The organism is Streptococcus sp. 2021WUSS126 (assembly GCF_044427255.1).
GTDB classification, from domain to species: domain Bacteria; phylum Bacillota; class Bacilli; order Lactobacillales; family Streptococcaceae; genus Streptococcus; species Streptococcus hashimotonensis.
In genome coordinates this window covers 14,967-29,177 of sequence record NZ_JAOTGI010000002.1, presented here as the reverse complement: position 1 = coordinate 29,177, position 14,211 = coordinate 14,967, and the positions used below count along the sequence as shown (strand labels likewise).

At 42.3% G+C, this 14,211-nt stretch carries 9 protein-coding genes and 1 pseudogene; 9 read left to right on the top strand and 1 reads right to left on the bottom strand.

All coding sequences use genetic code 11. The annotated features are described in order from the left end of the window. The first annotated feature begins 67 nt into the window (after nucleotides 1–67). Both dapA and ODU39_RS01365 read left to right on the top strand, forming a co-directional pair. Entirely contained in the window at nucleotides 68–1,003 is a 936-nt protein-coding gene (gene dapA / locus ODU39_RS01370; RefSeq protein ID WP_024400438.1) for a 4-hydroxy-tetrahydrodipicolinate synthase, read from the top strand. Nucleotides 1,004–1,317: 314 nt separating this feature from the next. After that, nucleotides 1,318–1,623 (top strand): annotated as a pseudogene (locus ODU39_RS01365) (MIP/aquaporin family protein); the annotation flags it as partial. A gap of 139 nt (nucleotides 1,624–1,762) precedes the next feature. Here the strand turns inward: ODU39_RS01365 and pepF are convergent. Further along, the gene (gene pepF, locus ODU39_RS01360) at nucleotides 1,763–3,553 is read right to left on the bottom strand and encodes an oligoendopeptidase F (RefSeq protein ID WP_398579684.1); all 1,791 of its coding nucleotides are present in this window, start codon (nucleotides 3,551–3,553) and stop codon (nucleotides 1,763–1,765) included. 166 nt (nucleotides 3,554–3,719) lie between these two features. Between pepF and ODU39_RS01355 the strand changes: the two genes are divergently transcribed. From ODU39_RS01355 to ODU39_RS01325, 7 genes are all read left to right on the top strand, one after another. Next, nucleotides 3,720–4,058, top strand: coding sequence for an ATP cone domain-containing protein (locus tag ODU39_RS01355; protein WP_002935455.1), 339 nt, complete (start codon nucleotides 3,720–3,722; stop codon nucleotides 4,056–4,058). A 185-nt stretch (nucleotides 4,059–4,243) separates the two neighbouring features. After that, a complete protein-coding gene (gene nox, locus ODU39_RS01350) occupies nucleotides 4,244–5,611 on the top strand; it encodes a H2O-forming NADH oxidase (RefSeq protein ID WP_174854105.1) in 1,368 nt (455 codons plus the stop codon). A gap of 293 nt (nucleotides 5,612–5,904) precedes the next feature. After that, nucleotides 5,905–8,184, top strand: a complete 2,280-nt coding sequence (gene pcrA, locus ODU39_RS01345) for a DNA helicase PcrA (protein ID WP_398579683.1) — start codon at nucleotides 5,905–5,907, stop codon at nucleotides 8,182–8,184. A gap of 2 nt (nucleotides 8,185–8,186) precedes the next feature. Continuing rightward, a complete protein-coding gene (locus tag ODU39_RS01340) occupies nucleotides 8,187–8,573 on the top strand; it encodes a hypothetical protein (RefSeq protein ID WP_105139610.1) in 387 nt (128 codons plus the stop codon). A gap of 378 nt (nucleotides 8,574–8,951) precedes the next feature. Beyond that, nucleotides 8,952–9,509, top strand: a complete 558-nt coding sequence (locus ODU39_RS01335) for a class B sortase (protein WP_148115777.1) — start codon at nucleotides 8,952–8,954, stop codon at nucleotides 9,507–9,509. Between the two features lies 1 nt (nucleotide 9,510). Beyond that, nucleotides 9,511–10,110: a hypothetical protein gene (locus ODU39_RS01330; RefSeq protein WP_398579682.1), complete on the top strand. Its 600-nt coding sequence runs from the start codon at nucleotides 9,511–9,513 to the stop codon at nucleotides 10,108–10,110. A gap of 14 nt (nucleotides 10,111–10,124) precedes the next feature. Further along, nucleotides 10,125–14,189, top strand: a complete 4,065-nt coding sequence (locus ODU39_RS01325) for a DNRLRE domain-containing protein (RefSeq protein ID WP_398579681.1) — start codon at nucleotides 10,125–10,127, stop codon at nucleotides 14,187–14,189. Nucleotides 14,190–14,211 lie beyond the last annotated feature (22 nt).

Genomic DNA, 14,211 nt, shown 5'->3' with positions numbered 1-14,211 from the left:
TTAACCAAAAGTACACAAAAGGCTGCACTCAGCCTTTTTTAGCAACAATCAGTAAGAGAGGAAGCCTATGTCTATTCAAGATTTACGTGATGTAAAAATTATTACAGCAATGATTACCCCTTTCAAAGAAGATGGCTCGATTAATTTTGAAGTTTTACCCGAGTTGATTGAGCATCTGTTGTCCCATCACACAGAAGGGATTTTATTAGCAGGAACAACTGCCGAAAGTCCAACCCTGACACACGAGGAAGAACTGGAACTATTTGGTGCTGTGCAAAAAATTGTCAACGGTCGTGTTCCCTTGATTGCAGGTATCGGTACAAACGATACGCGCGACTCGATTGAGTTTGCTAAGGAAGTCGCAGCATTCGGCGGCTTTGCGGCAGGTCTTGCCATTGTGCCTTACTACAACAAACCCTCTCAAGAGGGAATGTATCAGCACTTCAAGGCTATTGCGGATGCCTCTGATTTGCCAATCATTATCTACAATATCCCAGGTCGTGTCGTGGTTGAAATGACGCCAGAAACCATGTTACGTTTGGCTGAGCATCCAAACATCATCGGTGTTAAAGAGTGTACAAGCCTTGCCAACATGGCTTACCTAATTGAGCATAGACCTGACGACTTCTTGATTTATACAGGTGAGGATGGCGATGCTTTCCATGCAATGAACTTGGGGGCAGATGGTGTGATTTCTGTTGCATCTCACACGAATGGTGATGAGATGTATGAAATGTTTACAGCCATCGAACAACAAGATATTCGAACAGCAGCTGCTATTCAACGCAAATTCATTCCGAAAGTCAATGCCCTCTTCTCATATCCAAGTCCTGCACCAGTTAAGGCAGTTCTCAACTATCTTGGATTTGAAGTTGGTCCACTCCGCTTGCCGTTGGTTCCATGCCCAGAAGAAGATGCCAAACGCATTATCAAAGTTGTCGTTGACGGCGACTACGAAGCAACCAAAGCGACCGTAACAGGAGTCGTACGACCAGATTATTAAAACAGTCTACGGATAGACTGTTTTAACGCGAGCCAAGAAACAAGAGAGCGAGCAACGTCTGGGGGAGTGGATTAAAACAGTCAGGGAAGTGACTGTTTTAACCCGAGCCTGAAAATACGAAAGCGAGGCTTGTTCGGGGAACTGTTTCAGATGGTCACCAAGAAATACGAAAGTGACCACAGAAGACCCGAGCCCAAAAATACGAAGGCGAGCTAGTCCAGTGGACTATTCTTACCTGAGCTTGAAAATAAAAAAGCGAAGTAATTTAAGGTGAGCCTTGAAATAAGGGAGCGAACAACGTCTAGGGGACATTTACAATTAGCGAAGCAATCGGAACCTTTGTTTTGGTCTTGGGATTCCTGGCTTTCGGTCAGTATGATTTTCCAACAGGGATTGGCACTTTAATCGTCGGCGGTTTAATTGTTTCCCTAGGAGTTTCTCTTGGTGGTCCAACAGGATATGCCCTAAACCCTGCGCATGACCTTGGTCCTCGTATCATGCATGCCATTCTTCCGTTGAAACACAAGGGAGATTCAGATTGAGGTTATGCTTGGGTACCAGTAGTTGGTCCCATCATCGGAGGCTTGCTTGCGGCTGTCCTATATGGTCTCATTTTTTAAGAAATATCCTTCACTAATCAGCAATGGTTAGGGAAGTTTTTTTATTACGTAGATACCAAATAAGGGAGGAACTGGTCTTATGGAGAAAACAAGCAAACAAAAAAGACCTGAACCAATATGTTCAAGCCTTTTATTCGTCTTAGATGAGAGATTCCAATTTATCCACCAAGGAACCAACATAGGCGATGGTTTCTTTGAGTGGTTGGTCTGTTGAAACATCGACACCTGCGTGTTTAGCAAGGTCTTGGGCAGAAAGACTTGCACCGAGTGACAAGGTTTCCAACCATTTTTCAACAACTTCTTCAGGATGTTCTTCCAATTGCTTAGCCATAGCCGTACCGATGGTCAAACCAGCTGAGTAGGTATATGGATACAACCCAATGTAGTAGTGTGGTTGACGCATCCAGATAAGACCTGCATCGTCACCGATTTCAAAGTCTTCACCCCAGAATTCCTTGATGACATCCAACTTGATTTGGCAGAGAATATCACCATTGAGGTATTCTTCATTGTCCAAACGAGTGTAGACTTCACGTTGGAAGGCTGCTTCAAGCAAGTGAGTCACCATGTTGTGGAAGTAAGTACGGCTAATCAACTCGCTAATCAAGTAAGCCTGGAAGCCAGGGTCTTGGTTGTTTTTCAAAAGGGTGTTACATGTTAGGACTTCATTAGCAGTAGAAGGTGCCTCGATGAAGTAAAGGGATGGATCGTAGCTGAGGACGCTTTGTTTCTTAGCTAATTGGAAATGACCAGCATGTCCCAATTCGTGAGCCAATACCAAGACTTCGTTCATCAAACCTGTCCATGAAAGTAAGATGTAAGATGGTCCATCATAAAGAGTAGCACAGAAGCCACCAGTAGCCTTACCTTCGTTTTGAGCGAAGTCAATCCAACGCTCATCAAATGATTGTTCAATCATTTTCACATAATCTTCACCAAGAAGGCCCAAGCAGTCAATCAAGAATTGTTTGGATTCTTCTGGAGTAATGCGTTGGTTGTATTCAGATGGTAGACTGATTTTCAAGTCAGCATGAGTGATTTTATCCAAACCATGAGCCTTGGCAACCAATTTCACATAGCGACGCATGTGAGGAGCCAATTCCTTCATGATGACATCAATCTGACGGTCGAAGAGGTCGCGGGAGACATTTTGACTGTGCAAGAGGAAGTCAATCGTATTGTCAAAACCACGCAAACGAGCTTCGATTTGCTCGTTTTTGATATGAGACAAATAAGTTGCTGCAGTTGTATTCTTGTATTTCTTCAAGGTTGAATAGAAACCAGCAGCTGAATTGCGACGGATTTCGGTATCATGGCTGAGTTCATAATCATTTTCAAAGAGCACATAGCTATTGCCGAGTGTTTCGCCATTTGCCTCGAAGTTACCAAAGGTCATATCTTCAAACTTGGTCACACCGTAGTTATTATATGGCTGACCAAAGGTTGGGGCGAAGTTTGAGAGAAGTTCTTCTTGTAGCGGATGGAGTTGATGCGGTTTGTCTCGTAAAATTGCATCGAAGAAAGCAGCCCATTGTGGTTGTTCTTCTTTTAATTCAAGAAGAAAGGCTTCATCTAACTGACCAAGTTCTGAATAGAGGAAATCTCGTTGAGGACGTGCCTTGGCAGAAACGAGGTCGTATTCGTTGGCCAGGCTCGCCAATTCAGTATTCATCTTGTCAACTTCTAATGGCAAAAAGGCATAGTGGGAAAGTCTGCTATCAAGAATAACGATTTTTTCGTATTCTGTTAAGGCGGAAACGATGGTATCCTTATCAGTTAATTTCCCTTTGTAATTCAATTCGAAAACTGTCACTTGCTTAGCGTAGGCTGCTAAATTTTCTTTGTAGTTATCAGGGGTCGGAAATAGAATGTCCGTATCCCAAGTTAATTGCACATCAATTTCTTGACGTTTAGGCATTGTATTTGTCATGATTTTCTCCTTATTTCATTTTAATAGGTCCATTATATCATACTAAAGGGCTTTCAGCGAAAATAAGCCAAGGCAAAATTTATGAAAAAGAATACTTGACAAAATGCATAAAAACCTAGATAATGTAAGTATGAAAGGGTTTACTGAAAACCAGAAAGGAGCTTTTATGCAAGTCATTAAACGTAGTGGAGAGATTGTTGAATTTGACCCAGATAAAATCTACCAAGCCATCATTAAAGCTGCACAGACAGTTTATGTCATTGATGAAACTTGGCGGAAAAATCTTGCTCAGGTCACAAAGAAAGTAGTGCTTGACTTGGAAGAAGCTCATACAGAGCGACCAACGATTAGCATGGTTCAGTCGCAAGTTGAACACCGTCTTTTAGATGCAGGGTATATTTCTATTGCTGAGCATTACATTTCCTATCGCTTGCAACGTGATTTGGAACGTAACGGCTATGGCGATAAGATTATTGTACATCTGCGTTTTGAACAAGTACGTTAAGAGAAACCTAGAGAAATCTAGGTTTTTTGCTTTTATATATCTTTACATTGTTTAAAGAAAATAGCATTTCAAAAACTTTTTGAAAAAAATGTGATATTCTGAGCATATTTTTTGAAATCGGTAACATTTGTATTGTATAATATAGTTCGTAAAAAAATATATTTTCGAAAGTGAGATTTTACATTATGGCTAAAATCGTTGTTGTCGGTGCTAACCATGCTGGTACTGCCGCAATCAAAACTATGTTGACAAATTATGGTCAAGAAAACGAAATCGTTGTATTTGACCAAAACTCAAATATTTCATTCTTGGGTTGTGGTATGGCTTTGTGGATCGGTGAGCAAATTGGCGGTCCTGAAGGACTTTTCTACTCAAACAAAGAAGAGTTGGAGAGCTTGGGCGCAACAGTATACATGGAATCACCTGTTACAAATATTGACTATGATGCCAAAACAGTTACAGCGCTTGTAAATGGTCAAGAACATGTTGAATCATTTGAAAAACTTCTTTTCGCAACTGGTTCACAACCTATCTTGCCACCAATCAAAGGTGCTGAAATCAAAGAAGGTTCTCTTGAATTTGAAGCAACTCTTGAAAACTTGCAATTTGTTAAATTGTACCAAAACTCAGCAGATGTTATTGAAAAATTGAAAAACAAAGACATCAACCGCGTCGCAGTTGTTGGTGCTGGTTATATCGGTGTTGAGCTTGCAGAAGCATTCCAACGCAAAGGTAAAGAAGTTATCCTTATCGACGTTGTAGATACATGTTTGGCTGGTTACTATGACCGCGACTTGTCAGACCTTATGGCTAAAAACTTGGAAGAGCATGGTATCAAACTTGCCTTCGGCGAAACTGTTAAAGAGGTTGCTGGTAATGGTAAAGTTGAGAAAATCATCACTGACAAGAACGAATACGATGTTGATATGGTTATCTTGGCTGTTGGTTTCCGTCCAAACACTGCGCTTGCAGGTGAAGGAATCGAGCGTTTCCGTAACGGTGCCTTCCTTGTAAACAAACGCCAAGAAACTTCTATCCCAGGCGTTTATGCTATCGGTGACTGTGCAACTATCTACGACAACGCTACTGGCGACACAAGCTACATCGCTTTGGCTTCAAACGCAGTACGTACTGGTATCGTAGCAGCTCACAACATCTGTGGCACTGACCTTGAAGGTATCGGTGTACAAGGTTCTAACGGTATCTCTATCTACGGTCTTAACCTTGTATCAACTGGTTTGACACTTGAAAAAGCTACTCGTCTTGGTTTGAACGCTGCTGTTACTGAAGTAACAGACAACCAAAAACCAGAATTCATGGAGCACGGCAACTTCCCAGTTACAATCAAGATTGTTTACGATAAAGATTCACGTCGTATCCTTGGTGCGCAAATGGCTGCTCGTGAAGACATCTCATTAGGTATCCACCTCTTCTCATTGGCAATCCAAGAAGGTGTAACAATCGAAAAATTGGCCTTGACAGACTTGTTCTTCTTGCCACACTTCAACAAACCTTACAACTACATCACAGTAGCTGCCTTGGGTGCTGAATAATCAATTGAATACAAAAGAAAAGCTCAGAGATAACTCTGGGCTTTTTTGCTTGCCATCTATCATATTGCAACTGCTTATCGAGTGATTTTTTGGTATAATGGAGAGAATGATTATAACGAACCTGTATTCACAGTGTAGTACTTCCATCTAAGCCTAGTTTTTCAGCTACTCATCATTAGTTTTTTTCAAAATACAGTCGGTATTCCTTCAAAAAACTGCCTTGATTAGCGAAAAACTATCTCTTATTTAAAAGCACTCCACTTGTAATACATGTTCTAAGAAAGTATGAGACAATGAACCCATTATTAAACGGAATGAATGACAGACAGGCAGAAGCGGTACAGACGACGGAAGGTCCGCTATTGATTATGGCAGGGGCTGGTTCGGGTAAGACGCGAGTCCTGACTCACCGAATCGCTTATTTGATTGATGAAAAAATGGTCAATCCTTGGAATATCTTAGCCATTACCTTTACCAACAAAGCGACGCGTGAGATGAAGGAGCGGGCCTACGCCCTCAATCCTGCTACACAAGACTGTTTGATAGCCACCTTCCACTCCATGTGCGTACGGATTTTGCGTCGGGATGCTGACCATATCGGTTACAACCGTAACTTCACCATTGTGGACCCAGGTGAGCAACGCAGTCTCATGAAACGGATTTTGAAAAATCTCAATCTAGACCCGAAAAAGTGGAGTGAACGCTCTATCCTGGGAACCATTTCTAATGCCAAAAACGATCTGATTGATGACAAGGCATTTGAAGCCCAGGCAGGCGACCTATACACGCAGATTGTTGCTAAATGCTACACGGCTTATCAAAAGGAACTCAGACAGTCAGAGGCCGTTGACTTTGATGATTTGATCATGTTGACGCTCCGCCTTTTTGACCAAAATCCAGAGGTCCTGACCTATTACCAGCAGAAATTCCAGTATATCCATGTCGATGAGTATCAGGATACCAACCATGCCCAGTACCAATTGGTCAAGCTCCTGGCATCACGTTTCAAGAATATCTGTGTGGTCGGTGATGCGGACCAGTCTATCTATGGTTGGCGTGGTGCGGATATGCAAAATATCCTGGACTTTGAAAAGGATTATCCAGAGAGCAAGGTTGTGCTTTTGGAGGAGAACTATCGTTCGACCAAGAATGTCTTGCAGGCTGCCAATGAGGTCATTGAAAACAACCGCAATCGCCGTCCCAAAAAACTCTGGACACAGAATGCCCAAGGGGATTTGATTACCTACTATCGTGCCAGAGATGAGAATGACGAGGCGATTTTTGTCGCAGGGCAGATTGACCAGTTGCACCGAGAAGGCAAGGCTTATAAGGATTTTGCAGTTCTCTATCGGACCAATGCCCAGTCCCGTACCATTGAAGAAGCCCTACTCAAATCTAATATCCCTTATACCATGGTTGGAGGCACCAAGTTCTACAGCCGTAAGGAAATCCGAGATGTGATTTCTTATTTGAATATCATCGCAAATCCATCGGACAATATCTCCTATGAACGCATTGTTAATGAGCCGAAACGTGGCGTTGGACCTGGTACGGTTGACAAACTCCGTGATTTTGCGACCAGCCACAGCATGTCCCTGCTAGAAGCCTCTCAGGATATTATGTTGTCGCCGATTAAAGGGAAGGCAGCACAGGCAGTCTTTGACCTAGCCAATCTCCTCTATAATCTTCGTAATCAATTAGACAACTTGACGGTTACCCAAGTAGTCGAGGCAGTATTGAACCAAACAGGCTACATCGATGCCCTTGCAGCACAAAATACGCTGGAAGCCAATGCTCGCATTGAAAACATCCAGGAATTCCTTTCTGTTACCAAAAACTTTGATGAAAAGGATGCTGAGGAAGAAGAGACAGGTCTGGATCGGTTGACACGCTTCCTACTTGATTTGGCACTGATTGCTGATACAGATGATGGCGATACAGAATCTTCAGAAGTGACCCTCATGACTCTCCATGCGGCCAAGGGGCTGGAATTTCCAGTCGTATTCCTGATTGGTATGGAGGAAAATGTCTTCCCACTCAGTCGTGCAGCAGAAGAAGAGGACGAATTGGAAGAAGAACGTCGTTTGGCTTACGTAGGCATCACTCGTGCTGAGCAGACCCTCTACCTGACCAATGCCAATTCTCGACTTCTTTTCGGTCGCACCAACTACAACCAACCAAGCCGCTTTATCCGAGAAATTTCCAGTGATCTGCTTGACTACCAAGGGCTCGCTCGTCCAGCCAATACTAGCTTTAAGGCTTCTTATGTCAATGGCAGAGCGACACAGTTTGGGCAAGGCATGAGTTTGCAACAAGCCATGCAAAGCCGAAAAGCATCCGTACAACCATCGGCCAAGCTCGGAGGCAGTATGCCTTTCGCATCAAGTAACAAATCGTCTGGCTCAGGCACCAACTGGTCAGTTGGTGACATCGCAGTCCACAAGAAATGGGGCCGCGGAACAGTCCTTGAAGTATCAGGCTCAGGCAGCAATCAAGAACTCAAAATCAATTTCCCAGAAATGGGACTTAAGAAAGTCTTGGCAAGCTTAGCACCGATTAGTAAGGAAGAGTAGGGATGAATCTTCAGGTACAATTTTTTCAAAATGATGTTATAAAAGCCATCAAGGGAGGAGTATATCAAATTTCACTTCAGAAAGTTGGTGGTGAACGGCGTGTCTTGTATATCGGTGAATCATTTTCTATGCTGATAAGATGTGCACAACATTTATATCAGTTAAGAAAATACCCAGAGTATTTAGGGATGACCACTGAAATCCTTCGTGATCAAAACCTTATCTTAATGTTTGAAATTCTAGAGCTTGAAGAAGCGATGGGAGTCAGAAGAAATAAAGAAAAGGAATACATTAAGAAGTGTACACCCTTGTTACAGAGTGGACTTAGTGATCGTATGCTATCCATTCCTAGGAAAAAAGAAGCGGTGGCTAATTTTCTGGAAATATAGATAGTGCTTAAAATACAATGCATTAAATGTGTTGTATTTTTTTATTTATAGTCTTCGAAAATCAAAATTATCCGTTGTCAACTTGCCTTGATGAACTCCAGTTCTATCTTCGGCTTCGTTTCCTAGGCTACTTTTGATTTTCATTGAGTATCATTTGTTACTTGGTGATACGTCTGTAGATTTGTAATTTTTTTCAAAAGAGTCACATTAACCGATAAACTTGTGGTAAAATATTATGGAAAAGGAGATATTGTGAAAAGATTTAGACAATTATTTGGACTAGGACTTCTTATAAGTACTGTGTTCCTATTCCTGTACGGGATAGGTGATTTGGAAAAGACTGAAGAACGACGCATACAGAGTAAAAATCTTGAACAAATGTTTCAAAAAAACTCAGATGCCTATGCTTGGATTCGGGTGGAAGGAACGAAAATTAACTACCCTGTTCTGCAACATCCGACAGATGACACCTACTATTTAACCCATGATGCAGAAGGAAATGAGACTCAGTATGGTGCTATTTTTACTGAAAAGGTAAATCAGACTAGTTTTGAGGATCCTGTGACGATTATCTATGGACATGCCATGCGTGATGATTCCATGTTTGGTAGCCTAGACTATTTAGCGGAGCTTTCTACATTTGAATCAATCCAGACAGTAACTATTACCAAAGACGGGAAAGACTTTCTGTACCAGATTGTTGCAGCATATTCCTTTACTGATGATCACCTGTATCACACCTTTGGACTAGGCGATACGAAGCAGGTGGAGTCATATGTCTCTCTGTTAGAAGCCAGGGCAAATGAATATGGTGGATTCTATCGCTCGTTTGACTTTGATGTTACTCGGGATAAGTTATTGATTTTATCTACTTGTGACGTGGCAGGAAATGAGAGACGGTTTGTAGTTCATGCCGTCAGAAAAGGAGGAAGCTAACATGGTTCTTTTTAAAGAGAATAGAAAATTTTTTGAGTTTGCGATTGGATATATTTTTGTGGGTATAGGGCAAAAATTGATGGGAGTCGGTCTATTGAAAACCTGGTCTGAAAATGCTCCGGTCCTTTTGTGGCTAGGGCTGGTAGGACTTTCCTTGTTTGGGATTGGATTATTTTTCATTGGAAAATTAGCCATTTGGTTTCTAAGGGAGTTCAATCAGGAGCAACGAGTAGCGAAAGTTGTTGGTCTAGCATTAGCAGTTAGCGTGCTTGGAGGCTTGCTGCTTGGAGGATTAGGGCAGCTAATCTATGATTACACTTCATTTGGCTATCAAGATGTAAAAAATGCCATCTGGTTAGTGACGAGCCTATTTCAGACATTTATCAAAGTAACGGTCATCTTTAACCTTTACTGCTTTTATAAAGATAGTAACTTTTCTTGGAAGAAGGAGAACTTCCGAAGAATAATTGCCATCGTCTTACTGGGAATTCTTATAGCAGCCAACATAGGATTGATATGGTCTGCCATATCAGACATCTTGTTGGGGCTTGCAGATATGATTGTTATTTTAGGGACAGTGTATTATTTACTTGAAAAATAATTAGGATGATATATATGAAAAAGAGAAGAAAAATTGTTAGTTGGCTGATGCTTTCGACTATTTTATTGGCCAATAGTCCCCTGGTCTATGCGCAGGAAATTCAAGAAATTGTTGAAACTTCGCAAAGTCAGGCTTATTATGAAGAAGCAGTGGAGGAAGCGAGTGAGTCGACTGTCGGTGGTGATAATGCAAATACAACCAATGCATCAAACTCCGACCAGACAACCGCAGCAAGTGCCACTGATGGCGGAGATGCCATTCAGCAGCCTAAAATCACTGAAGAAGGGCAAAATGCAGAAGAGGCAGCTTTACGGGCGCAGTATGGAGAACCAGTTCTCGAAAGTGGTCAAGAACAACTTTACAAGGTGGACGAGACACGCTTTGTGACCTATATTGGTAGCCAGGCTAAGACCTATATTGACCACGAGGGACGGGAAGTTCCGATTGACCTTGATCTGTATTCCTATCATGCGGATGGTACGCATTATTATCTACCGAAAGAGTCCCCTGTTGATGTAGTGCTTCCCGCTAAGGTGACCGAGACCACACCGATTGATGTTATCAGTCAGGAAGATAAAATATCGCTCTATCCTTTGGATAAAACCTACGAACATGCGACTGTAGAGGACAATGCTATCCTTTATAATAACGTTGACGGTGCGACAGATGTCCAATACACAGTACAGTCAAACGGCGTTAAAGAAGAAATCGTTCTGAGTAAATGGGAAGAAAAGAACCGTTTTACTTACGTTTTAGAGGCAGGAAATTATGATGTAAGTCTTGAAACCAATCAAATCTTGGTTCGCCAAAAAGGTAAAAAAGAAATACTTTTTGTCTTAAATGCTCCTCTTATGGTGGATGCTGCAGGAGAAACCAGTCAAGATATAAAATTGGAACTGGCTGAAAAAGATGGACACTACCATATTACTGTCGTCGCAGGGAAAGAATGGTTGGCAGATAAAGCACGTCAATATCCTGTTCGTATCGACCCAACCATTACTGTCCCACGAGAAAATATACTAGATTCTGTAACGAGTTCGGTTCACGGTCAATATCAGGGATATGCTTATGGTTATATTGGATATATGACGGTCGAATCCATAGGAATGAAAAGATTCGCAGACGTTAAGGACATCGGTCGTAGTCGTATGTATTTTAAGGTCAACTATGACTTTAAGCAGAATATTCCTTCAGAAGCTAAAATTGATAGCGCAACACTCAATCTCTATGAGTACACTGCTCCTGGAAATCAGGGAACACAGTTTGCTGCCTATCGTTTAACAGAAGATTTTAATATCAACACGGTGACTTGGAATTCATCCGTCAATCTAGGTCGAGAAATTGCAGGTGAAAATGCCATTTCCGAGAAAAAGGTTGGGATGCACAACTTTGATATTCGTGATGCGGTCAACGGCTGGGTACAAGGACTCTATCCAAACTATGGTTTAGTTGTCGCTGCAACAGATGAGGGAGTAGATGGCGGTGCCTTTTATACGACTGAAGCCACAGCCTCCAATGCTGGTCAAATTGGCTTTAGTCCTGAAAAAGCGCCAAGCATTACGATTAATTGGTCCGTCCCAGATCCAGTAGATATCAATTATGCTATCGGTGATACGACTATCAATCTTCGGACAATGGTGAAGACAGATAAGTCTGGTAAACTCCAATTCCAAGGAGTTTTTGCGGATGGTCTGACTAGCCCTGCTGCACAGGTTGGCTACCAGCTCAGTGACCCTGCTAAGAATTATATTGGTCAGAGTACAGCCAGCTTTTCATACAAATACCCTGACACGGCTTCCTTTATTTCAGCATTTGAAAAAGGAACGACACAATACAAAGATAAATTGTCTAACTGGCAAACGCTCGTTCCGTTTACAGAGCCGGAATTAAATACGCTCTACACTATCGATGCGGAAAGCAAGAAAGATGGTCAAACGAGTGGGAAGAAGAGTAGTGACTCTTTCATCATTTACAAGGTAACCCAATATGATACTCTTCCTAAGATAGCCAGCTACTATGGCGTACCGCTAAAACAGATTGCCTTTGACAACCGGATTCAAGATATGCTTCTGGTCAAAAACAACACTCTCTTTATCCGCAATCCAAGTAAAAATGCGAACAAGCCTTATAACCCACCTGCTCTGACTGATAAGGTCAAAGCAGACGTGGATATGCTGTTGATGGGGCGTGGTTTACACTGTGAATTTGGTTTTGAACCGATAAATCTTAATACAGGTAATTTCTACTTAGAACGAACAGATGTATCTATCTCAGACCTAGGTGGAGACTTTGCGATTGTCCGCAATTATAACTCTAAAGCAGCAGGCATCAATAGTCTATTTGGTCGAGGATGGTCTTTTGCCTTTAACGAACAACTTTCACTTGATGACGAGGGCAATATTAACTATATCCGTACAGATGGTTCTATTTTGACCTTTATCAAAGAAGGTGATACCTATAAGGCGCCAGAGGGCTATGATCTAACCTTGACGGTAAAGGAAATAGAGACTAAAAAAGCTGATTTTGGCAATGGCGAAGAGGACTACGCTGTCAAGGAATATCACATTACCGATAGCAATCAGCAGGAAAAAATCTTCAATTTCCATGGGCTTTTGACCAGTCAAACAGATGAAAAAGGGAATAAAACTAGCCTTTCCTATAACGAACAGGCTCAACTGACTAAGATTACATCACCGACAGGTCTTGTATATGGTGTGATCCAAAATGATTCAGGCTATATCGGAGCAATCCAGTTACCGAACGGTTCGACATTAGCTTATGACTATGATGAAGCGGGAAATCTTATTTCTTACACGGACGCAGCAGGAGCTAAGACACGTTACGACTATGACGAACAAGGACGGATGATAGCTTGGTATGATGCCAATGGGACCAAGATTATCGAGAATGTCTATGATGAACAGCATCGTGTCATCCAGCAGACCGACGGAACAGGAGCAGTCTCCACTCTTTCCTATAGTGATGGACAGACAGTAACGACAGATGCTAATGGTCAAGTGACGACTTATACCTATGACAAACATTATCGTACAACAGCCATTACTTATCCTGATGGAAGCAGTGTTCGTAAGGCTTATGACGATAATAACCGCTTAGTGAGTGAGACCAATGAATTGGGTCAAACGACTAGCTACACTCACGATAGTCAGGGAAATATTCTCACGGAAACTCGTTTTGACGGAGCGGTCAAAACATCTACTTATGACCAAAACAACCATCTCCTTTCTGTAACAGATTTTGCAGGACAGACTACTAGCCATACTTATGATGCGAAAGGAAACCTTCTTTCTACAAGTTTGGCAGATGGTACTAGCATTACCCACACAGTTGATGAGCAAGGACGCATTCTTTCAACCACCGATGCTCTAGGAAACACAGTCCAGTTATCCTATGATGGGGCTAATTTGGTCAAAGTGACCAATGCAGCTGGTGGAGTGACCACTCTTACCTATAACGCTCATAATCAAGTCACCTCCATCACCAACCCTCGTGGTGGTGTGACAACGATGACCTATGATGCCGAGGGTCGTAAACTAAGTGAAAAAGATGCGGATGATGTCGGTACAAGTCAGACATTTGACCCAGCAGGGCAAGTGATTGCAGTGACCGAAGGAAATGGGAATACTAGCAGCTTTACTTACGATGCCTTTGGACGCAAGATTGCGGCAAGTAATGGTGAAGGTGGTCAGTATAGCTACGAGTATGATGGTGTTGGGAACCTCCTTCGTTTGACAGATGCCGAAGGTCGTACGACGAGCTATAGTTATGATAGCAGAGGTCGTCTTCTGACAGAGACGGATGCTGCCGGACAAACGGTGCATTACAAACGTGACGCAATTGGTCGTGTCTTGGAACGGACCAATGAAGCTGGTCAGACAACATCATATACCTATGATGAGACAGTCAACCAAATCGCAAGCATTACAGATGCTTTAGGGCAGGTGACCAGCTATAGCTATGACAAGGCAGGGAATGTGACTCAAGTCACCTACCCAATTGGTACGAGTACGACCAGCACTTACGATGCTTTAGGTCGTCGTCTCAGCTACCAAGATTAAGCAGGCCGCACGGTTAGCTATA

Bases quoted from the DNA above. Each gene is read 5' to 3' on its own strand.
- pepF (WP_398579684.1), bottom strand. From the start codon at position 3,553: ATGACAAATACAATGCCTAAACGTCAAGAAATTGATGTGCAATTAACT.
- ODU39_RS01330 (WP_398579682.1), top strand. From the start codon at position 9,511: ATGGTTCTTTTTAAAGAGAATAGAAAATTTTTTGAGTTTGCGATTGGA.
- pcrA (WP_398579683.1), top strand. From the start codon at position 5,905: ATGAACCCATTATTAAACGGAATGAATGACAGACAGGCAGAAGCGGTA.
- ODU39_RS01325 (WP_398579681.1), top strand. From the start codon at position 10,125: ATGAAAAAGAGAAGAAAAATTGTTAGTTGGCTGATGCTTTCGACTATT.
- ODU39_RS01340 (WP_105139610.1), top strand. From the start codon at position 8,187: ATGAATCTTCAGGTACAATTTTTTCAAAATGATGTTATAAAAGCCATC.
- nox (WP_174854105.1), top strand. From the start codon at position 4,244: ATGGCTAAAATCGTTGTTGTCGGTGCTAACCATGCTGGTACTGCCGCA.
- ODU39_RS01335 (WP_148115777.1), top strand. From the start codon at position 8,952: ATGTTTCAAAAAAACTCAGATGCCTATGCTTGGATTCGGGTGGAAGGA.
- ODU39_RS01355 (WP_002935455.1), top strand. From the start codon at position 3,720: ATGCAAGTCATTAAACGTAGTGGAGAGATTGTTGAATTTGACCCAGAT.
- dapA (WP_024400438.1), top strand. From the start codon at position 68: ATGTCTATTCAAGATTTACGTGATGTAAAAATTATTACAGCAATGATT.